Source organism: Actinacidiphila sp. bgisy144, from assembly GCF_057708105.1.
This window is the reverse complement of the sequence record NZ_JBYIRM010000003.1, coordinates 217,164-237,934: the sequence shown is the minus strand read 5'-3', so window position 1 is coordinate 237,934 and position 20,771 is coordinate 217,164. Positions and strand designations below refer to the sequence as shown.

Genomic DNA, 20,771 nt, shown 5'->3' with positions numbered 1-20,771 from the left:
CGGGGCGGTTGAACACCGCGTGCGCCGGCCCGGGGGTGGGACTGGCCCCACCCAAGCGTGTGCCCAGGCCCATACCGGGCCCGCCGCGCCCTCCGTAACGTCGGCAGCACGTTCAGACGGAGGAGAAGGACATGGCGAACACCAGCGTCACCACGACCACCACCACGGCCCCGGCGACCGTCGAGGACCCCCGGGTCCAGGAGGCGTTCAACACGGCGAAGAAGTTCCTCGTGGTCTACGGCGTGATCAGTGTCGTCTGCCTCGGGACGGTCGCCGGGATGGCGATCGCCGGCCATGACACCAGCCCCTTCATGTGGGTGCGGGGCGCCATCCTGCTGCTCATCGCCCCCTGGCTGTACCGGCTGGCGACCCGCGCCCCGCAGGGCGACGCGCGCGCCTACGACCGGCTGGCCACGGTGACCGCGATCCTGCCGATCGCGATCATCGTCGTCGACGCGATCCCCGGCCTCTGCCCGGCCTGGTACGCCGCGATCCAGGGGGTGTCGGCGCTGGCCCTGATCGGCGCCGCGGTGCTCACCCGCGGGTCCGCGGTGCGCGGCGTCTTCCCGAAGCCGGCGAAGAAGAAGGCATGACGGGCCGACCGGACCCGCGGCGCCCCGGTGTTCAACCGATGCGCCCCGGGCATCCGGTCCGCCGGTGGTGGTGAGCGCCCCGGTCAGCCGGCGTGGCGTGCGCCCTGCTCCCGGAAGTGGTCCTCGAGGACCCGCATGACCTCCGCGGCGCGCTCGCTGATGAAGAAGTGCCCGCCGGTGAACACCCGCAGGTCGCAGCCGCCCCTGGTGTGCCGGTCCCACGCCTTCGCCTCGTCCAGCGTGGTCTTGGGATCGCTGTCCCCGGTCAGTACGGTGATCGGGGTGTCCACGGCGACGTCGGGCCCGCACCGGTACGTCTCGACGGCCCGGTAGTCGGCGCGGAGCGCGGGCAGCGCGGCCCGCATCATCTCGTCGTCGCTCAGCAGGGACGCCGCGGTGCCGCTCAGCTCGCGCACCTCGGCCATGATCGCGTCGTCGCTGCCGAAGGTGCTCTCGTCCCGGTGGGTACCCGGTGCGCGCCGCCCGGAGGCCATCAGCCGTACCGGCCGCACCCCGTCGGCCTCGAAGCGGCGGGCGAGTTCGAAGCCGATCACCGCGCCCATGCTGTGGCCGAAGAGGGTGAGCGGAAGCTCGGGCTGGCGCCGGAGCACCTGGTAGATGCCGTCGACGAGCACCGACAGGTCGTCGAGGGGGGCCTCCGCCCGGCGGTCCTGCCGGCCGGGGTACTGGATCGACACGACGTCGACCTGCGGACTGAGCGCTGCCGCCACCGGCAGGAAGAAGGGTGCCGAACCGCCCGCGTGCGGAAGGCACACCAGCCGGGCTGCCGGGTTCGGGGCAGGGCGGAAACGCCTGCACCACAGGTTGTCTCCGGACGAGGGCTGGGACATGCCGCTCCTGAGGTCGTCACACCGAATCGTCAAGTGGGACGAGAACGTAGCCAACCGCCGGAACCCCTGCAAGGCTCGCGGCCGCCGCACGCCGCCCACCCGGAGGCCACCCAATGAACAGGGGGGAAAGGGCAGTTGAACGGTGAGGGTGGCTGCGCCCCCGCGCCCCTTGATAGGAAGGACGGGACGGGGCCCGCCTGTTGCGTCGTCCCCCCCGACGCGAAGCTCCGAACCGGGACGAAGTTCCCATCCCCCGTACGGCGGCCGCCTGTTCAACTGATGCGCCGCGCGCGGTTGAGCGCGCCGCGCGGAAGCCGTCGTCGAAGGACGTACGCACCCGGGCGCCGGCCGAGTTGAACGGCCGGGCGGTCCGCCTCTCCCCTGCCCCGCGGGCAGCGGCACCGCCGGTCGTCCGCGGATTTCCGCATGTCGGGCCGCGGACGCGGCGGAGCGAGGGATTCCGCCACGCGTGCGGGGAACCGGACGGACGGTGCGTGGCGTGTACCGGAACATGCCCGGCGGCAGAACGCTGTGTATCCGCTCGGGATTCCCGAGGGGCCTCATTCGGCCCTGCACCTTCAGGTTGAACGGGGATACACTCGCGATGTCCGGTTGACACCGCAGGCATTATCGCCGCAGGTCGGCGGAGGTCATCAGGCGGAGTTTGCTGCGGCGTGCAAATCTATTCACGCGGTGTCTACGGGGCGTCAGCGCCGCACAGCTTACCGTGATTGGCGAGAAATAGGAGAAATTTCGGGTTCACGCTCACTCCCGGTGATGGGCCGGGGCCCCGGCTCCTGCCGGGCGTCCACCGGACACAACGTGAGCTGCCGTGAACTACGGGGAAGTGTACGACGTTTCAGACATACCGCATGACCTCGGTATGTCTCGAGAGCCGTGGCAGGCGGCGTCTGGAGGCTTTTGGCTGCGCATGGCAAGCACGAGTTGTCAGGGGGAGGCAATGGTAGGTCTCGCTGAGACAAGCAGAGCGGTGGCCGCTGTGGTCGCCGTCCGGGGAGAACGGGGAGAACGGGGAGATGACGGACCGGAGATCGTTTCCGTCCCGATCATGCAGATTCTGCCCGGGGACTCACCGCGCCTGAAAGGTGAGGACAAAGGCCACGTACTGCAATTGGCGGCCATAGACGGCCCACTGCCGCCGATATTGGTCGACCGAAGAACGATGCGGGTCATCGACGGTATCCATCGTCTCATGGCGGCCTCCCTCAAGGGCCATAAGTACATCGACGTCAAATTCTTCGACGGCAGCCGTGAAGAGGCTTTCCTCATTGCGGTCGAGGCAAACGTCACGCACGGACTTCCGCTGTCGCAGGCCGACCGCACGGCCGCCGCGCTGCGCATCCTCAAGTCGCACCCCACGATGGCCGACCGGGTCATCGCCAAGTCGACCGGCCTGGGCGCCCGTACGGTCGCGGAACTGCGGCGCTCGTCCGACTCGGTGCCGCAGTCGGACTTCCGCATCGGCCGGGACGGGAAGGTCCGGCCGCTGGACGCGGCGCAGGGCAGGCTGCGGGTCGCCGAGCTGATCAGGGACAACCCGAAGGCGTCACTGCGTCAGGTGGCCCGGTCGGCGGGCATCTCACCGGCCACGGCGCTGGACGTCCGCCGCCGGCTGGAGCGCGGCGACGAGCCCGTACCCAGCCAACGCGGCCGGACCAGGGCCGAGGAGGGCAGCGCGCGCCCCGCACCGGCCGACCCGGACCCCATGGTGGCCAACCCGCCCACCGCCGCCACGCTCGAAAAACTCATGCGCGACCCGTCGCTGCGCCAGAGCGAGCTGGGACGGCGGCTGTTGCGGATGTTCCGGGAGAACGTGGTCGGGGCCAACGAGATGAACGACATCTGCGCCTCGGTGCCTTTGCACTGCATCGAACTCATCATCGAACTGTCCCGGCGCAATTCGCAGATCTGGGAAGGGTTCGCCCAGGAACTGAACCGGCGGGCGCGGATCGTGAACCCCGACTGACCGCACCGGAAACGGAACCCGCCTGCCCGGACGGGGCGCCGGGGGGACACTTGAGGGCGGGGCCGGCCGCACGGCGACGCTGCGGCCGGCCCCCGCTCAACCTCCGGACGGCCCGCCGCGTCCTGTTGAGCGTCCCCACCCGTGCCCTGCCCGAGGCAACCCGAGGTACCCGCCCGTGCTGATCAGACTCCTGAGATCCCACCTCAGACCGTACAGACGCCCCATCGTGCTGCTGGTCTTCCTCCAACTGCTGTCCACCATCGGGGCGCTGTACCTGCCGACCCTCAACGCCGACATCATCGACAACGGCGTGGTCAAGGGCGACACCGGCTACATCCTCGGGATGGGCGGGGCGATGCTCGGGGTGACCGTGGTGCAGATCGCGTGCGCGATCGGCGCGGTCTTCTTCGGCGCGCGCACCGCGATGTCGGTCGGACGCGACCTGCGGCGGTCCGTCTTCACCCAGGTGCAGCGCTTCTCCGCCCGCGAGGTCGGCCAGTTCGGCGCGCCGTCGCTGATCACCCGCACCACCAACGACGTCCAGCAGGTCCAGATGCTGGTGCTGATGAGCTGCACCCTGATGGTGCCCGCCCCGATCATGTGCGTGGGCGGCATCATCATGGGCCTCGACCAGGACGTGCCGCTGTCGTCGCTGTTCCTCGTCGTGGTGCCGCTGCTGGGCATCACCTCGGCCCTGATCGTGCGGAAGATGCGGCCGCTGTTCCGCACCATGCAGGGGCGGGTCGACGCGGTGAACCGGGTACTGCGCGAGCAGATCACCGGCATCCGGGTGATCCGCGCCTTCGTCAAGGACGGATACGAGAAGGACCGGTTCGGCTCCGCCAACGACGAGTTGACCGCGGTGTCGCTGGCCACCGGCCGGCTGATGGCCCTGACCTTCCCGACCGTGATGGCGATCGTGAACCTCTCCAGCGTGGCCGTGCTCTGGTTCGGCGCCCACCGGATCAACAGCGGCGGCATGCAGATCGGCGCGCTGACCGCGTTCCTCACCTACCTGATGCAGATCCTGATGTCGGTGATGATGGCCACCTTCATGTTCATGATGCTGCCGCGGGCCGAGGTGTGCGCCGACCGCATCGAGGAGGTGCTCGGCACCGACTCCAGCGTGGTGCTGCCGGCCGCGCCGGTCACCTCGCTGCGCCGGCACGGCCATCTGGAGCTGCGCGGCGCCACGTTCGCGTATCCCGGCGCCGAGGCCGCGGTGCTGGTCGGTATCGACCTGGAGGCCAGGCCCGGGCAGGTCACCGCGGTGATCGGCTCCACCGGCAGCGGCAAGTCCACCCTGCTCGGGCTGATCCCGCGGCTGTACGACGCGACCGCGGGCCGGGTACTGGTCGACGGGGAGGACGTCGCCGCGCTCGACCCGGCGCTGCTGGCCGAGACGGTCGGGCTGGTGCCGCAGAAGCCGTACCTGTTCTCCGGGACGGTGGCGAGCAACCTGCGCTACGGCCGGCCGGACGCCACCGACGAGGAGTTGTGGCACGCGCTGCGGGTCGCGCAGGCCGAGGACTTCGTCCGGAAGCTCGAAGGCGGGCTGGAAGCGCCGATCGCGCAGGGCGGCAGCAATGTCTCCGGCGGGCAGCGGCAGCGGCTGGCGATCGCCCGCTGCCTGGTGCGGCGCCCGGAGATCTACCTCTTCGACGACTCCTTCTCGGCACTGGACTACGCCACGGACGCGGCGCTGCGGCAGGCGCTGGCGGCGGAGACCGCGGAGGCGACGGTGGTGATCGTGGCCCAGCGGGTGTCCACGATCCGTGACGCGGACCGGATCGTGGTCCTCGACGAGGGCCGCGTGGTCGGCACCGGTACCCACAGCGAGCTGATGCGGGACAACCCGACCTACCGGGAGATCGTGCTGTCGCAGCTCACCGAGCAGGAGGCGGCGTGAGCGGCGGGGGCATGAGCGGCGGGGGCGGGGACCGGCTGAAGAAGGCGCCGGCGCAGCGCGGACCGGCCCCGGCGGCGGGGCCGGCCCGGTTCATGGGCGGCGGACCCGTCGAGCGGTCGATGGACTTCAAGGGCTCGCTCAAGCGGGTGATCGGGCTGATGCGCCCGGACCGGCTGTGGTTGTGCCTCGTGCTGGCGGTCGGCGTGGTGAGCGTCGCGCTGACGGTGTCCGGGCCGCGCATCCTCGGCCGCGCGACCGACCTGATCTTCGCCGGGGTGATCGGCCGGCAGACCGGCGGCGGCAGCCGGGAGCAGGTCCTGGCGGACCTGCGGGCACACGGCAACGGCAAGCTCGCCGACGTGATGTCCGGCATCGACTTCACCCCCGGCAAGGGCATGGACTTCGGCGCGATCGGCACCGTGCTGCTGGTCGTACTGGCGGTGTACCTCGGCGCGGCGGTGCTCAGCGTGGTCCAGATGCGCACCGCGACGAAGGTGATCAACCGCGCGATCTACCGGCTGCGCCGCGACTGCGAGGCCAAGCTGTCCCGGCTGCCGCTGTCGTACTTCGACCAGCAGCCGCGCGGCGAGGTGCTCAGCCGGGTCACCAACGACATCGACAACATCGGCCAGACCATGCAGCAGACCATGGGCCAGCTGGTGAACTCGCTGCTGACCATCGTCGGCGTGCTGGCGATGATGTTCTGGATCTCCTGGCTGCTGGCGCTGGTCGCGCTCGTCACGGTCCCGGTGACCCTGCTGGTGGCGACCGTGGTCGGCAAGCGGGCGCAGCCGCAGTTCGTGCAGCAGTGGAAGACCACCGGCAAGCTGAACGCGCACATCGAGGAGATGTACACCGGGCACTCCCTGGTGAAGGTCTTCGGCCGGGCGGAGGAGTCCGCGGCGGTCTTCGAGGCGGAGAACGAGGCGCTGTTCCGCTCCGGTTTCCGGGCGCAGTTCATCTCCGGCACGATCCAGCCGCTGATGATGTTCATCGGCAACCTCAACTACGTGCTGGTGGCGGTGATCGGCGGTCTGCGGGTCGCCTCGGGCACGCTGTCCATCGGCGACGTGCAGGCGTTCATCCAGTACTCGCGGCAGTTCAGCCAGCCGCTCACGCAGGTCGCGAGCATGGCGAACCTGATCCAGTCCGGGGTGGCCTCCGCCGAGCGGGTCTTCGAACTCCTCGACGCCGAGGAGCAGTCCGACGAGCCTGCGCACCCCGCCCGCCCGCAGCAGCTGCGCGGCCGGGTCACGCTGGAGGACGTCGACTTCCGCTACCTGCCGGACCAGCCGCTGATCGACGGCCTGTCGCTGGCCGTCGAGCCCGGCCAGACGGTGGCGATCGTCGGGCCGACCGGCGCGGGCAAGACCACCCTGGTGAACCTGCTGATGCGCTTCTACGAGGTCTCCGGCGGCCGGATCACCCTGGACGGCACCGACATCGCCGCGATGTCCCGGCAGGAGCTGCGCGCCGCGATCGGCATGGTGCTCCAGGACACCTGGCTGTTCGGCGGGACCATCGCGGAGAACATCGGATACGGCCACCAGGACGCGACCCGCGAGCAGATCGAGGAGGCCGCCCGCGCCGCGCACGCCGACCGCTTCATCCGCACCCTGCCCGACGGCTACGACACCGTCATCGACGACGAGGGGACCGGCGTCAGCGCCGGCGAGAAGCAGCTCATCACCATCGCCCGGGCGTTCCTGTCCGACCCGGTGATCCTCGTCCTGGACGAGGCGACCAGCTCCGTCGACACCCGCACCGAGGTCCTCATCCAGCGCGCGATGGCCAAACTCAGCCACGGCCGGACCAGCTTCGTCATCGCCCACCGGCTCTCCACGATCCGCGACGCCGACGTCATCCTCGTCATGGAGTCCGGTGCCATCGTCGAACAGGGCACCCACGACCAGCTCCTCGCCGCCGACGGCGCCTACGCCCGCCTGTACTCCGCCCAGTTCGCCCAAGCCGTCGCCGAAGTCGACTGACCCCGCACCCGGGAGCCCCGCGCCCGGGAGCCCCGCCCCGCGGCCGCCTCAGTCGAGGTAGCCGCGGAGGTGGGCGGTGTAGGTGTGGTCGCGGAGCTTGGTGAGGGTCTTGGACTCGATCTGGCGGATGCGTTCGCGGGTGACGCCGAAGATCTCGCCGATCTCCTCCAGGGTGCGGGGGCGGCCGTCGGTGAGGCCGTAGCGGAGCTGGACGACCTCGCGTTCGCGGTCAGCGAGGGTGGACAGCACCGCTTCGAGGTGCTCGCGCAGCAGCAGGAAGGCGGCGGACTCGACGGGGGAGGCGGCGTCGCGGTCCTCGATGAGGTCGCCGAAGGCGATGTCCTCCTCGCCGACGGGCGCGTGCAGCGAGACCGGTTCCTGGGCCAGCCGCAGCACCTCGGCGACCCGCGACGCGGGCAGCCCCAGGTGGTCGGCGACCTCCTCCAACGTCGGCTCGCAGCCGCGCTCCTGGACCAGCGCGCGCTGCACCCGCACCACCCGGTTGATCAGCTCCACCACGTGCACCGGCACCCGGATCGTCCGGGCCTGGTCGGCCAGCGCCCGGGACATCGCCTGGCGTATCCACCAGGTCGCGTACGTGGAGAACTTGTAGCCGCGCGCGTAGTCGAACTTCTCGACCGCGCGGATCAGGCCGACGTTGCCCTCCTGCACCAGGTCGAGCATGGTCAGACCGCGGCCGATGTAGCGCTTGCCCACCGACACCACCAGCCGCAGGTTCGCCTCGATCAGCCGCCGCTTGGCCATCCGGCCCATGACCACCAGCCGGTCGAGGTCGACCGCGAGCTGCGAGTCCAGGTCCGGGAAGGCCGCCAGCCGCTCCTCCGCGAACAGCCCCGCCTCGACCCGCCGCGCCAACTCGACCTCGTCCGCGGCGCTCAGCAGCGGGATACGGCCGATCTCCCGCAGGTACTGCCGGAACAGGTCGGCCGACGGCCCGGCCGCGGCGTCCGTACGGCGGCCGGGCAGCTCGCCGACGGGATCGGGCACCACCGGCTCGTCGAGGGCAGGGGGCACCGGCTCATCGGGCGTGACCTGGACCTGGGCGTCTGTCCGCACGGAAGCGACCTCCGCGGTGAGCGCGTCGTCGGGCTCAAAAGAGGGCTCGGCACCGGGACCCCAGTGTGACCCACGACGCCGCCCGCCACGAGGGTGCTGCGGACCCTTTTTTCACGCCATGTCACCGCCTGCGCCCCGCCCGTCACCGCAGTGCCGGACGGGCCCGCCCCGCGCTTCCCACCCGGCCTGCCGGCCGGACCTGCCGCCGCGTCACTCCCACCGGAACAGCTTGGCCGAGGCGCCCAGCAGCACCACCGCCCACGCCACCAGGGTGAGGATCTGCATCCCGTGCGGCCAGTCGCCCTGCGAGGCGTCCTGGAGCGCCTGCACGGCCGCGCCCAGCGGCATGGCGTGGCTGAGGTGCTGGAGCGCCTTGGGCATCGCCGCGATCGGCATCCACAGCCCGGCGAAGAACATCATCGGGTAGAAGAGGATCTGGCCGGCGTTCTGCGCGGTCTTCGCGGAGGGCGCCACCGACGCGATGAACAGTCCGATCCCCATCAGCGCGAGGTAGGTCAGGACGACCGCCAGCACGAATCCGCCGACCTGCTTCGGCAACGGCACGCCGTACCCCAGCCGCCCCACCACCAGCAGCACGACCGCGGTGACCAGCGCGATGCCGAGGTTCACGATCAGCTGGGCCGCCAGCACCCGCGACGGCCCGGCCGGGGTGGTGCGCAGCCGGCGCAGCACCCCGCGCTCGCGGTAGTCCGCCAGGGTCTGCGGCAGCCCGGTCAGAGCCAGCAGCGCACCCGAGAACGCGACGAGGATCGGCACGTACACATCGAGCGTCGTCTCGCCGTGGAAGGTGTCGCTGGCCTTGTTGAAGGACGGGATGGCGCCGAAGATGACCAGCAGGATCAGCGGCAGGGCGACCCCGAAGACCAGGCGCATACGCTCGCGGACGAGCAGCTTCAGTTCTATGGCGGTCAGCTGCCACAGCGCGTTGCGGCGCGGGGCGGTTCTGGTGGCACTGGCCATCGCGGTGCTGGCGGTGGTGGTCGACACGACGGGTCTCCTCGGGATCTCTTACTGCGCCGGGCTACTTCGAGTGGTGGTCGTTCTGCGTCAGGGCGAGGAACGCGTTCTCCAGCGTGGCCTGTTCGACGCGCAGGTTCATCGGCTCGACCTTCGCGTCCGCCAACGCCGAGGTGACGACGTTGAGGGAGTTGTTGTTGCCGGTGACCACCACGTACTCACCCTGGCGGGCCACCGAGGTCACGTCGGGCAGCCGGGTGAGGAGGCTGTCGTCGAAGGAGGTGGACGGCCGGAAGTGGATGCGCTGCTCCGACTCGACCCGGGAGATCAGTCCCGAGGGGGTGTCGATGGCCGCGACCCGCCCCTTGTCGATCAGGGCGATCCGGTCGCACAGCCGCTCGGCCTCCTCCATGAAGTGGGTGACCAGCAGGATGCTGACGCCGCTGGCCCGGACGGTCTCGATCAGCTCCCAGGTCTCGTGCCGAGCCGCCGGGTCCAGCCCCGTGGTCAACTCGTCGAGCACCGCCACCTTCGGGTTGCCGACCAGCGCCAGCGCCACCGACAGCCGCTGCTTCTGACCGCCCGACAGCTTGCTGTACGGCGTCTTCGCCTTGCCGGTCAGGCTCAGCGCGTCCATCAGCTCCTGCCAGTCCCGGGGGTTGCTGTAGAAGGAGCTGTACAACGACAGCGCCTCCGCCACCCGCATCCGGTCCGGCAGTTGGCCGTCCTGCAACTGGACGCCGAGCTGGCGGGTGATCTCGGCGCGCTCCACCTGCGGGTCGAACCCGAGCACCGTGACCTCGCCGCGGTCGCGCTGCCGCAGCCCTTCCACGCATTCCACGGTCGTGGTCTTGCCGGCGCCGTTCGGACCGAGAATTCCGAAGATCTCGCCTTCCTCGATGGAGAAGGAGACGTCGTCGACCGCGACCGTGTCCCCGTACTCCTTGTGCAGGTTCCGCACCTCAACCACAGCCGTCATTGGGGGTTTCCTCCGAGTTTTCCGCGCTCCGCCGACCATGTCTTCCCGCCGACTTCCGCTGCGCGCTCAGCCTGTGAAGTTCCGGCGATATCGAGAACGTACCGGCGGCGCGGTTCCGGCGTAATCCTGTTACGCCCCGGACCGGGTGGGCCTGCACCCACCTTTTCGCCGGCGGCGCGCGGCGCCTGAGGCCGCGTCAGGTCTGGGCGGGCGGTCGGCGGCCACCGGCCACCGGCCGCGCGACCCGCCTGCCGCGCCCGGTTCCCACCGCCGGCGTCCATGGCTGCTCCCGTCACCGGCGGGGCCGGGTCCGCCCGGTCGGCAGGCCGAACCTATCGCCGCCGCCCGCCGCGGGACATCCCGCTACACCCCGTCCGCGGTGGGTCCAGGCCCACCCGTCCCGCTCCGGACCTGCGACGTGCGGTGCGGCCGCTCAACCGAGGGGGCCGCGGCAGTTAAACGGCAGCGGGCCGATCGCGCGGCTGAACGGACCCGACTTCCCTGCCCGCGCCGGTCCGTGGGCGGTCGCGATCCCGCCCGCTGTTCGCCGGCGCTCGGGCGGACCTGCTGAGCATTGCGTGCGCGCGGAAGCTCCGGCTAGCGTTTCTCATAAAGTCGCGACGATGAAGAGGTGACGCACAGTGGGGCACAAATTCTCACTGATTCTCAGCCGGGAGATCACCGACGAGGAATCAGTCACGTTCAAGCAGGCCGGCGGCGGCAGCGCCGTTTTTCTCGCCGACACGCTTCCGACCAATTCCGCCGTCTCCGTCACCCGGATCGACTTCGACGACGCGGTGACGGAGACCCTGGCCGAGTCGATCCAGTCGGCGCTGGACGTCGCCGGGGAGATTCCGGACCTGACGGTTCCCGGGCTCAGCGTGCCGGCCGTGCCGAAGGAGGAGCCGCCGGCGGGAGAGGCGGCCGAGGGCGAGCTCGCGGAGAGCGCGCAGGCCGTCGCCGCAAGCGTGTAGCCACGTTTTCCGGGTTCGGAAGACATCGATATGGCGGCGCCGTCCCGGTCGCCGCAGCGCCGTTCCCCCGCAGTCCGTTCCCAGGCGGGGGAACGGCTTTTCCGCCCCCGGCCCCCGGCGGCTTTCGTGCCCACCCCGCCAGGGGTACCGCCCCGGATGCTGCCGTCCGCCCCGGGTGTCGCCGTCCCCGCGGGCTCAGCGCAGCGCGTCGAAGGCGCCCGGGTGCGTGTGCTCGCGCACCGACGTGTACTGCTGGCGGACCGCGGTGCCCACGGCCGCGTCCTCGCCCGGCTCGAAGTGCCGGGCGCCCTCCAGCGCCCACTGCGGCGGCTCGCCCTGCGTCCGCGACCCGAGCACCGCGCCCAGCGACCACGCGGCCTGCCTGGCGGCGCCCAGCGCGGCGTACTCCCCGGCCTGCGGCACCACCACCGGCGCGCCGAACAGCGGCGGCGCGATCCGCTGCACCGCGGGCAGCTCGGCCGCCGGGCCCAGCAGGAACACCCGGCGCACCTCGACGCCCTTGCCGCGCAGCACGTCCAGCGCGTCGGCGAGCGCGCACAGCATCCCCTCGAACGCCGCCCGCGCCAGGTGCTCGGGCTTCATCGAGTCCCGCCGCAGCCCGCTGAGGGTGCCCGCGGTGTGCGGCAGGTCGGGGGTGCGCTCGCCCTCCAGGTACGGCAGCAGCACCAGCCCGTAGGAGCCCGGCGTCGAGGTCAGCGCCCGCTCGGACAGGCCCGGCAGGTCGGTGCCGAGCAGTTCGGCAGTGCCGCGCAGGGTCCGGACCGCGTTGCGGACCTGGAGCAGCGGCAGGTGGTGGCCGGTCGCGTCGGCGTACGAGGTGATGGTGCCGGTCGGGTCCGGCAGCGCGGCGGTGTGCACCGCGAAGACGGTGCCGCCGGCGCCGAGCGAGACCACCGCGTCGCCGGGGCCCAGGCCCAGGCCCAGCGCGGCGGCCATCGCGTCGCCGGTGCCGGCGGAGATCAGCAGGCCCTCGGGGGTCTGCCCGGCCGGCTCGGCGGGGGCGAGCACGTCGGGCAGCCGGGCGCTGTGGCCGAGCGCGCGCTCCACCAGGTCCGGGCGGTACTCGCCGGTGGCCGCCGACCAGTAGCCGGTGCCGGAGACGTCGCCGCGGTCGGTGGTGCGGCGGTCCGGGCGGCCGAGCAGCTGCCAGACCAGCCAGTCGTGCGGGAGCAGCACCTCGGCGACGCGCTGGGCGGCGGCCGGTTCGTGCTGGGCCAGCCAGCGCAGCTTCGCCACCGGGAACGACGCCTGCGGCACGGCGCCGACCGCCTCGGCCCAGCCGGCCGGGCCGCCCAGCTCCTCCACCAGGTCCGCCGCCTGCACCTGGGCCCGCTTGTCGCCGCGCAGCAGCGCGGGGCGCACGGTGACACCGCCGGCGTCCAGCGCCAGCAGGCCGTGCTGCTGGCCGGCGATGCCGATCGCCTGCACGCCCTCCAGCACGCCGCCGCCGGCCGCCTCGCCCAGCGACAGCAGCCACGCCTGCGGATCGATCTCGGTGGGCTTCTCGCCGTCGTCGAGGGGGTGCGGGGCGTGGCCCTGCCGCAGCACCGCCCCGGTGTCCGTGTCGCACACGACGATGGTGGTGCCCGTGGACGAGCTGTCTATGCCGGCGACTTTCCCCATGGGCGAATGATGCCGTACGGCGGGGGCGCGCCGCGCGGGGGTCCGCCCTCGGCACCGGGCGGGGTGGCGGGCCGGGGGGGTACGGGTCAGGTGTTCGAGGTGCCCCACTCGCTGTCGGGGCCGTGGCCGTTGCGGCTGGCGCGGATCTTCCCGGCCAGGGCGTCGGGCATCCGGTCACCGACCTTGGCGGTCACCGTCTCCTTCGCCCGGCCCGCCGCGGTGCGGCCCTGCTGCATGGCGGACTCGGCGGTGTTGCGCACCGCGGGGTTCTGCGCGACCTTGCGGGCGGCCTCGCGGATCTGCTCGTACCGCTCCCGCCCGGCGCGGGCCCCGAGCACGAAACCGACCAGGGCTCCCGTGATGAACGTCAGCCGGTAGCGCATGGCTCCACCCTTCCTCACTCAGGTTCTGCCGGTCTCTAGGCGCCTTACCCTGCGTCGCGGGGTGCAACCCCCTGCAAGCGGTTGGCGGAGCACCCCCCTGCTTGCGCTAATGTATGTGTCGCACCGAGCGTGCGCCCGCCGGGAGGTCCCTGTGGGTGCATTCGGCGCACACAGTGCGATCCCCTGTAGCTCAATTGGCAGAGCAGCCGGCTGTTAACCGGCAGGTTACTGGTTCGAGTCCAGTCGGGGGAGCTGGTCCCCTGTAGCTCAATTGGCAGAGCAGCCGGCTGTTAACCGGCAGGTTACTGGTTCGAGTCCAGTCGGGGGAGCGCAGGATCAGGACCCTCCGGGGTCCTTTTTCGTCTCCCGGCCACGCCGCGCCGTCAGTTCGGGCCGCGCCGCGTCCACCTGACGACCTGTCCGTACACCCGCGAGGGCGACAGATCGTATGAGCGGCTATGCTGCGGCAGACGGCGTGCACGGCACGCCGTACGGGGCGGTAGCTCAGCCGGTTAGAGCAGCGGACTCATAATCCGTCGGTCGTGGGTTCGAGTCCCACCCGCCCCACCCCGCGGCACCCCGCTCGCAGCGGCTTCCACCTGGGGAAACGTGGTTTCCCCAGCGGTTCCGGGCGAGCCCTCGGGGGTGGCTGGAAGGCCCTGTGAGCCCGGTGTGAGCCCGGAGGTGTCGCCTCCCTCGATCGGCCGAGCGCGCGGCACGATCCTGGCGGCCCTCTCGGCCACCGCGCGGTCGACCTCGGGCAGCAGGCTCGTGTACGTGTCCGAGGTGAGCGTGATCGTGGAGTGCCGCAGCATCTCCTTGATCGTGTGGAGGTCTCCGCCTCCCGCGTGAGCGAGCGTGGCCGCCACGTGGCGGAGGTCGCGGAGATTGATCGGCGGCAGGTTGGTGGCCCTCCGGACGCGTCGGAAGGCGTCGGACAGCATCTCCGGGTGGAGAGGGCTCCCGTCCTCCTGCGTGAAGACCTTGCCCGAGTTCTGCCAGGACCTTCCCCAGCTGAGGCGTTCTTTGCGCTGGCGGGCGCGGTGCAGACGCAGCACCCGCACGGTCAGGCTGTCGATGTGGATGGGTGAAGCGCTCCCGTCGGTTTTGGGCGCCGACTCGTACGGAGTCCACCCGTCCTGGACGATCTCCTTCGCCGGCGTCAGCAGACCCGCCTCCAGGTCGATGTCGACCCACTCCTGGCCGACCGCTTCCCCCCGGCGGAGGCCGCGGAACGCGATGAGATGGAAGGCCGCGTAGAGGCGGTCGTCCGCTGCCTCGTCCAGGAAGACACCCAGCTGAGGCGGCATCCAGACCATCACCCGCCCTGGTATTTCGCCGGTCTCCTGCCACCTGCGGACGCGTTCATCCGTCCACAGCAGTGGCTTGGGTCGCCTGCCGGAGTCCAACTCGACGTGTTCCGCCGCGTTGAAGATGATCAGCTGGCGCGCGATGGCCGCGTTCAGCGCGGCTCGAAGTGTGGAGCGGATGCGCTGTCGTGTCGCTGCTCCCGTGACCAGGCGGTACGGCGGCATCTTGGCGAGTGCCGCTCGCTTGGCCGCGAGGCGCGTGCGCTCTCCCGCGGTCGGCGCGCCCGGCTTGCCAGGGGTGCACCGTGCCACCTGTGCCCGGCGTGCCGAGTTCTCGGCGAGGATCACTTCGTTGTGGTCTTTGATGGCGTCGAACATCTCCTGGATGTGGCCGACGTTCAGTCGGTCCAGGCGTATGTGGCCGATGCGGGGCTTCAGGTGGTTCTCGATGTGCGAGGCGTATCCCCGCGTTGTCGTACGGCGGGTCTTCTTCGCGTTCAGCCAGCTGTCCAGCCACTCGCCCACGGTCATGTCCGACCGTAGATCGACTGCCGAGTAGAGCAGGTCCCGCCGCCCCGCCAGGTACCACAGGGCTTCGGCGAAGTGGAACACCGGATTGGCCTTCCGCGCGGCCAGGTACGGCAACCGCTGTCCGCCGTGTGCTCCACGCTGCCACCCGATTTCGCCGAACGACCACGAACAGGACACCCGCACGATGAACCCCGCGGTCCCCGCGCCCACTGCTTTACCCGCCAAAGAGCCCGACGCCACCACCGGCTCGGTACGGCAGTGGGCGATCACTACGACCACCGGAGAGCGCACCACCAGGTCGGGCGCTGCCGGGAAGGCCAGCATCCAGTAGTAGGCCCGATGCCCTGGACCCCATCCCGGCCGCTCCCAGTGGTTCGTCATCCGCGTCCGCCCGCTCCTGGCTGTCGTCCGCGTCGACCTCGTGAACCTCTTCCCTGGATGAGGTCGCCGAGCGCACGGGCGAATCGGACTTCGCCGTCAGACTCCGGCCGGCTCTGGCGGAGCGTCGTCGCGGACATGGATGCCGAGGCGTGTGTAGGCGGCGGCGACGCGGACGAGCCACTCGGTGTCTTCGCGGAGGTCTTCGCGGGGCACTGTGTCGACCCGCGGCTGTTCGACGTCTTGGGCGAGGTGGCCGGCGCGCATCGCGGTGAGTGCCGCGTTCACGGCAGCGGCCTCGACGAGCGCGTCTCGCTCGTACGCATCGACGTCAGCGGCGCGTTGGGCGCTCACCAGGGCCTGCTGGGAGCGGTAAGGGCGAAGGGCGAGGATGGCGTAGCTGAGGTAGGAGATGTACAGCAGCACGTAGAGCGCGTACGCCTGCGGGGAGTCGTGGACCGTCTGCCGGTAGGTGAACAGCGTGGTCATCCCGAGGACTGTGGCGGAGAGGAGGGCCAGGTTGATCCGGACCAGGCGCCGCGCCTGCGCGGGTTCGAGGGTGAGGTGGACGCACACGGCGAGGGTGAGGTGCGCGGCCGTCAGCGAGGAGCAGTTGCTCAGCAGCCGGTCCAGGTGCGGTACCGCCGTGTCGGCGGCGTTCGCGCCCAGTGGTGAGTTGAGGGCGAAGGCGATCGCGAAGGAACCGAGGAGCGCTCCGACGGTGCGGGTGCCGGCTGGGCGGGGCGTGCCTCGGCCGAGGCTCCAGTAGCCGCGGCCGCGGCGAGCAGGCTGTCACCACCCGGCCACCGGTCTGGGCGCCCAGTCCCTGTAGTCGGCATCAGCCAGGATCTCGACGATCTCGACTACAGGCCCGTCGGCCAAGAGCTGACCACCCCCCGCACCGCACGTGCAAGAAGAGCGCCCCGGACCGGTACGAGGAGATCCACGAGGGCCAGCGCAAGGCGCACTCATCACGACGTATCCGTGTCGAGCACGGCATCGCCCATCTGAGGAACTGGCGAGCCCTGGCCCGCCATCACGGCCGCCGCGAGCGTATGGGCGGCACCCTCCAAGCCATCGCCGGCCTGCTGTCCCACCAGCAGAGCGCGGACCCGAACCCGACATGGCAGATGTGAAGCCGGGGCGCACCGAAGTTCGCGACGTCTCACCGCTTACCGTGCACGAGTTCGCCAGGCGGTGGGTGCCCGGGCGCACAGTCGCTCGACGGGGACGAGTCCGCGCAGCGCGGGTGAAGTTCTCTCTGACGACCTGGACGTGGGATACCGCTCACCTCATGGCATGGGGGAGTGGAGGAGGGTGAACTCGTGGCGGCCCGGCCCGACGTAGAAAGGCGGCTGGCCATCGGGGAGGTGGACCTGGGCCCGGGTGTTCGGCGGTATCAGTGCCGTGACGGTGAGGGTGCCGCCGTCGAGTCGCCAGTCGGCCTCTGCCCTGCCGTACGGCGTCTCGTGGGCGGCTCGGGCCCAGGTGAGTCCGGCGCCGGGGATGGGGGCGATACGGATGCGCCGCCAGCCGGGAGCGGCCGCGGCGAGCCCGGCAACCGTGCGGTGCATCCAGTCGGCGACGGCGCCCAGGGCGTAGTGGTTGAACGAGGTCATCTCGCCCGGGTTGATAGTTCCGTCGGGCAGTATCGAGTCCCACCGTTCCCATACCGTGGTGGCTCCCATCGTGACCGGGTAGAGCCAGGACGGGCAGCCGCGCTCCAGCAGCATGCGATAGGCGAGGTCGGGTTCACCGATGTCGCACAGCGCGTCGCAGATCAGAGGGGTGCCGGCGAAGCCGGTGGCGATCCGGAAGCCCGACGCCCGGACGATCTCGGCCAGTCGGCGGCCCGTACTCTCCTTCCTGCGGACGTCGGGTAGCAGGGCGAAGCGCACTGCGAGTGCGTACGCGGTCTGGGTGTCACTGGACAGCCGCCCGTTCGCGGTGGCGAACTCGGCGCAGAACGAGTCCCTGACCCGGTCGGCCAGCATCCGGTAGGCATCCGCGTCCTGCCGCTTGCCCAGCAGGTCCGCGACGTCGGCGAGTACGTCGGCGGATCGCACCAGGTAGGCGTTCGCGACCAGGTCCCCGTCGGTCCGGGACGATCCCGGCTCGTCGGCGGGGGCGGCTGGGTCGAGCCAGTCGCCGAACTGGAAGTCCTGCCGCCACAGGCCGCCGCCCTGCTCGGCAAGAGTCGCAACCTTGTCGACCCACGCGGTCATGCTCGGGTACTGCGCCCGCAGCAGCTCCTTGTCGCCGAAACGCGTGTACAGCGTCCACGGCAGCAGCACGGCCACATCGCCCCACACGGCGTACATCTCCCCGACCCCGAACCCCGGCGGCAGCGCCTCCGGCACGACCAGCGGCGGCACCCGGTCGGGCCGGGCGAACTGCTCGGCGGCCAGGTCGCGGAGCCAGCCGGTGAGCATTCCGGAGCAGTCGTACAGGAAGCTCGCGGTGGGCCCGAAGACCTGGATGTCGCCGGTCCAGCCGAGGCGTTCGTCGCGCTGCGGGCAGTCCGTGGGGATATCGAGGAAGTTGCCGCGCATGCCGCGCACCACATTGTCGTGCAGTCGGGTGACGAGCGGGGCGGAGCAGGAGAACCATCCGGTCCGCCGCATGTCGGTGTGCAGCACGACGGCCTCGATGTCGGCGGGGTCCAACGGGCCCGGCCAGCCCTCGATCTCGGCGTAGCGGAAGCCGTGGAAGGTGAACCGGGGTTCGTATGTCTCGCTGCCGCCGCGCAGTGTGTACCTGTCGGTGGCAGCGGCTTGCCGCAGCGGGCGGTAGGCGGGTTCACCGTTCTCCAGGACTTCCGCGTGGCGCAGCGTGACGGTGTGCCCGGCCGGGCCCGACACGCGTACCCGCAGCCGCCCGACGAGGTTGCAGCCGAAGTCCAGCACGGTGCGGCCGGCCGGGGTGCGCAGTACTTCCACCGGCCGCACGATCTCGGTCCGGCGTACCGGCGGTCCGGTGGGGGCGACCAACTCGGCCGTGGGCAAGGGGAGGTCTTGCACGCGTTGCCAGCCCGCCAGGTCGTGCCCGGGTAGTGACCACCCTGGGCGTTCGAGCCGCGCGTCGTACGTTTCGCCGTCGTACAGCTCCGAGCGGAGCAACGGCCCCTCGGCTGTGCGCCATTGGCGGTCCGTGCCGACGAACGTCGTGCTGCCGTCGAGGTGCCGGACCTCCAGTTGGGCGAGAAGGGCACGCCTGGTGCCGTAGCGGTTGCGGACGCCGCCGCCGAAGCCGAGCCGCCCGGTGTACCAGCCCTCGCCGAGGAGCGCGCCGATCGTGTTCCGGCCGGGACGTAGCAGGGCGGTGACGTTGTAGGTCTGGTAGCGCAGCCGGTGGTGGTAGGAGGTCCAGCCGGGTGCGAGAACGTGATCGCCGACCGGCTCGCCGTTGAGTTCCATCTCGTACACCCCGTATGCCGTGGCGTACAGCCGGGCGGAGACGGCGGGGGAGTGGAGGGTGAAGTCGCGTCGCAGCATTGCTACCGGAAGCGGCCCGGCGGGATCGTTCCAGTCGGGGGTGATCGGGCACGCCTTCCAGTCGGCGCGCTCCAGTAGGCCCGTCTCGACGGTCGTGGCCGCTGACCAGGCCGAAGGCGTCTCGTCCGCGGAGCCCCACACGCGTACCCGCACGTCCACCCGATCCCGTGAGCGCAGCGGGGCCCCGGGCCACGGCACGAGCACGGACTGTCCGCCCGGCATCCGTCCCGTGCGATGCAGGACGTGGTCGACCGCATCGGACGGGACGGGCGTACCGTCGGGACCGGCCGAGCAGACCGGGGTGCGGGAGTCGACCGTTCGGTCCCTGCCGACGACCTCGATCTCGTACCCGCCCTGCATCCAACCCGGCTGCCCGGTGACGGTCCGCCAGCTCAGGCGGGGCCTGCTCTCCCCGATGCCCACCGGCTCGCGGTGGTGCTCGACCGTCGGTGCCTCGACCCGCACGATGTCGGCTGGCTCCACCCTAGCCCTGAGCCCCCTCACGCCCGAGGCACCGCGGTGCTGCCGCGCACCAGCAACTCGGTGGTGGTGCCCCGCAGATGGCCGGCCTCCTCGCCGTCGACCAGCAGCACGAGCTGCCGGGCGGCGGCCATGCCGTACTGGAAGAGATCACGGTGCAGGGTGGTCATCGCCGGCCTGACCACCTCGGACAGTACGGAGTCGTCCCAGCCGATGATGGACAGGTCGTCGGGCACCGCGATGCCGCGGTGCTGGAGGTCGAACATGGCTTCCACCGCGAGGGTGGGGTCTTCGTGGATGAGCGCGGTCGGCGGATCGTTGGAGCGCAGCCAGCGGGAGAGGATGTCCTCCTCGCCGGAGTCGGACTTGTGGTGATAGCCCATCAGGTCCGCTGCCAGACCAGCATGTTGCATGGCGTCGCGGAACATCTGCTCGCGGGCGAGCGAGTGCCGGTACTGCGAGCGGACCCCGATCCGGCAGATCCGGCGATGTCCGAGGGCGGCCAGGTGTTCGACCGCGAGGTTCATCGCCGCCTCGTCGTCGGTCCACACCGACGGGATCGTCGACACCTCCCTGGTGTCGCCTATGATCACGGCGGGCAGGCCGATCTGCTCCAGGAAGGGCAGCCGTGGGTCGTCCTGGTAGGGGTTGAGCACCAGCACACCGTCCACTCGGCGCTCGTCGCGCCAGCTCTGGTATGTACGGTTGGCGGTGGCCAGGTCCGGGACGTTGTGCATGATCAGCAGGATGTCGCGGGCGGCTAGCTCTTCTTGGATGCCCGGCAGGAAGCGCAGCAGGAACTCGGGCAGCGCCCCCTTGATCTGGTTGGAACCGACAAGCACGATGCCGACCGCATCGACGCGTGAGCGGTGCAGAGCTCGGGCTGAGCTGTTGGGGCGCCACCCCATCCGGTCGGCGATCTCCAGGATGCGCCGCCGGGTCTCCTTGCTCACCCCGGGTAGATCATTGAGCGCGTACGAAACGGTGGCCGTGGACACCTGCGCCTGCCGCGCGATGTCGGTGATGGTGGCTCGTTTCGGCTCTCGCCTGGTGCCCATGTCCCGCACGCTCCTGATGGTGTGTGTGGTGCTGTCCGACTCGGTGCGGCCGTGCGGAGCCTGTTCGGGCAACTGTGTCCGGCCTCTTGCATCTTAAAGCTTTAAGGTGTTTCATCACCGTAACACAAGCCAAGGCGGCCGTGAGGTCGACCGAGAG

General features: G+C 70.9%; 15 protein-coding genes, 3 tRNA genes and 1 pseudogene. 9 read left to right on the top strand and 10 right to left on the bottom strand.

Going from position 1 to position 20,771, the window contains the following annotated elements; genetic code table 11:
- Window positions 1-131: 131 nt before the first annotated feature.
- Window positions 132-593: a hypothetical protein gene (locus tag AC3EVP_RS05645; RefSeq protein ID WP_335984235.1), complete on the top strand. Its 462-nt coding sequence runs from the start codon at window positions 132-134 to the stop codon at window positions 591-593.
- Window positions 594-676: 83 nt separating this feature from the next.
- On the opposite strand, the gene AC3EVP_RS05640 is transcribed toward AC3EVP_RS05645, so the two are convergent.
- On the bottom strand, window positions 677-1,444 hold the full coding sequence (locus AC3EVP_RS05640; RefSeq protein WP_435126763.1) for a thioesterase II family protein: 768 nt from the start codon (window positions 1,442-1,444) through the stop codon (window positions 677-679).
- Window positions 1,445-2,513: 1,069 nt separating this feature from the next.
- Between AC3EVP_RS05640 and AC3EVP_RS05635 the strand changes: the two genes are divergently transcribed.
- The 3 genes from AC3EVP_RS05635 to AC3EVP_RS05625 all read left to right on the top strand — a co-directional run bounded on the left by AC3EVP_RS05635 (window position 2,514) and on the right by AC3EVP_RS05625 (window position 7,328).
- Window positions 2,514-3,431, top strand: a complete 918-nt coding sequence (locus AC3EVP_RS05635; protein ID WP_435173430.1) for a ParB/RepB/Spo0J family partition protein — start codon at window positions 2,514-2,516, stop codon at window positions 3,429-3,431.
- Between the two features lie 175 nt (window positions 3,432-3,606).
- Window positions 3,607-5,340: an ABC transporter ATP-binding protein gene (locus AC3EVP_RS05630; RefSeq protein WP_435126761.1), complete on the top strand. Its 1,734-nt coding sequence runs from the start codon at window positions 3,607-3,609 to the stop codon at window positions 5,338-5,340.
- A gap of 11 nt (window positions 5,341-5,351) precedes the next feature.
- A complete protein-coding gene (locus tag AC3EVP_RS05625; RefSeq protein WP_435126808.1) occupies window positions 5,352-7,328 on the top strand; it encodes an ABC transporter ATP-binding protein in 1,977 nt (658 codons plus the stop codon).
- Window positions 7,329-7,376: 48 nt separating this feature from the next.
- Here AC3EVP_RS05625 and AC3EVP_RS05620 read toward each other — a convergent pair whose 3' ends face one another.
- From AC3EVP_RS05620 to AC3EVP_RS05610, 3 genes are all read right to left on the bottom strand, one after another.
- Window positions 7,377-8,405, bottom strand: a complete 1,029-nt coding sequence (locus AC3EVP_RS05620; RefSeq protein ID WP_335984231.1) for an RNA polymerase sigma factor — start codon at window positions 8,403-8,405, stop codon at window positions 7,377-7,379.
- Between the two features lie 210 nt (window positions 8,406-8,615).
- Window positions 8,616-9,413: an ABC transporter permease gene (locus tag AC3EVP_RS05615; protein ID WP_335984228.1), complete on the bottom strand. Its 798-nt coding sequence runs from the start codon at window positions 9,411-9,413 to the stop codon at window positions 8,616-8,618.
- A gap of 34 nt (window positions 9,414-9,447) precedes the next feature.
- Window positions 9,448-10,362, bottom strand: coding sequence for an ABC transporter ATP-binding protein (locus tag AC3EVP_RS05610; protein WP_335984227.1), 915 nt, complete (start codon window positions 10,360-10,362; stop codon window positions 9,448-9,450).
- Window positions 10,363-11,003: 641 nt separating this feature from the next.
- Here AC3EVP_RS05610 and AC3EVP_RS05605 point away from each other — a divergent pair.
- Window positions 11,004-11,336: a hypothetical protein gene (locus tag AC3EVP_RS05605; RefSeq protein ID WP_335984226.1), complete on the top strand. Its 333-nt coding sequence runs from the start codon at window positions 11,004-11,006 to the stop codon at window positions 11,334-11,336.
- Window positions 11,337-11,531: 195 nt separating this feature from the next.
- On the opposite strand, the gene AC3EVP_RS05600 is transcribed toward AC3EVP_RS05605, so the two are convergent.
- Both AC3EVP_RS05600 and AC3EVP_RS05595 read right to left on the bottom strand, forming a co-directional pair.
- The gene (locus tag AC3EVP_RS05600; protein ID WP_335984225.1) at window positions 11,532-12,980 is read right to left on the bottom strand and encodes an FGGY family carbohydrate kinase; all 1,449 of its coding nucleotides are present in this window, start codon (window positions 12,978-12,980) and stop codon (window positions 11,532-11,534) included.
- Between the two features lie 86 nt (window positions 12,981-13,066).
- Entirely contained in the window at window positions 13,067-13,363 is a 297-nt protein-coding gene (locus AC3EVP_RS05595; protein WP_335984224.1) for a YtxH domain-containing protein, read from the bottom strand.
- Window positions 13,364-13,542: 179 nt separating this feature from the next.
- Between AC3EVP_RS05595 and AC3EVP_RS05590 the strand changes: the two genes are divergently transcribed.
- The 3 genes from AC3EVP_RS05590 (at window position 13,543) to AC3EVP_RS05580 (ending at window position 13,930) form a co-directional block, all read left to right on the top strand.
- Window positions 13,543-13,615 (top strand) — tRNA-Asn (locus tag AC3EVP_RS05590).
- Between the two features lie 4 nt (window positions 13,616-13,619).
- Window positions 13,620-13,692 (top strand) — tRNA-Asn (locus AC3EVP_RS05585).
- A gap of 164 nt (window positions 13,693-13,856) precedes the next feature.
- Window positions 13,857-13,930: transfer RNA gene (locus AC3EVP_RS05580), tRNA-Ile, on the top strand.
- A 116-nt stretch (window positions 13,931-14,046) separates the two neighbouring features.
- Here AC3EVP_RS05580 and AC3EVP_RS05575 read toward each other — a convergent pair.
- A pseudogene (locus tag AC3EVP_RS05575) lies at window positions 14,047-15,216 on the bottom strand (tyrosine-type recombinase/integrase); the annotation flags it as partial.
- Between the two features lie 172 nt (window positions 15,217-15,388).
- Between AC3EVP_RS05575 and AC3EVP_RS05570 the strand changes: the two are divergent.
- Complete coding sequence (locus AC3EVP_RS05570; protein WP_435126756.1) at window positions 15,389-15,535, top strand: hypothetical protein; 147 nt, start codon at window positions 15,389-15,391, stop codon at window positions 15,533-15,535.
- 146 nt (window positions 15,536-15,681) lie between these two features.
- Here the strand turns inward: AC3EVP_RS05570 and AC3EVP_RS05565 are convergent, their stop codons facing one another.
- The 3 genes from AC3EVP_RS05565 to AC3EVP_RS05555 all read right to left on the bottom strand — a co-directional run bounded on the left by AC3EVP_RS05565 (window position 15,682) and on the right by AC3EVP_RS05555 (window position 20,614).
- Window positions 15,682-16,158, bottom strand: a complete 477-nt coding sequence (locus tag AC3EVP_RS05565; protein WP_435126754.1) for a DUF6545 domain-containing protein — start codon at window positions 16,156-16,158, stop codon at window positions 15,682-15,684.
- Between the two features lie 716 nt (window positions 16,159-16,874).
- A complete protein-coding gene (locus AC3EVP_RS05560; protein ID WP_435126752.1) occupies window positions 16,875-19,559 on the bottom strand; it encodes a family 78 glycoside hydrolase catalytic domain in 2,685 nt (894 codons plus the stop codon).
- Window positions 19,560-19,576: 17 nt separating this feature from the next.
- The gene (locus tag AC3EVP_RS05555; protein ID WP_435126750.1) at window positions 19,577-20,614 is read right to left on the bottom strand and encodes a LacI family DNA-binding transcriptional regulator; all 1,038 of its coding nucleotides are present in this window, start codon (window positions 20,612-20,614) and stop codon (window positions 19,577-19,579) included.
- Window positions 20,615-20,771: the final 157 nt, after the last annotated feature.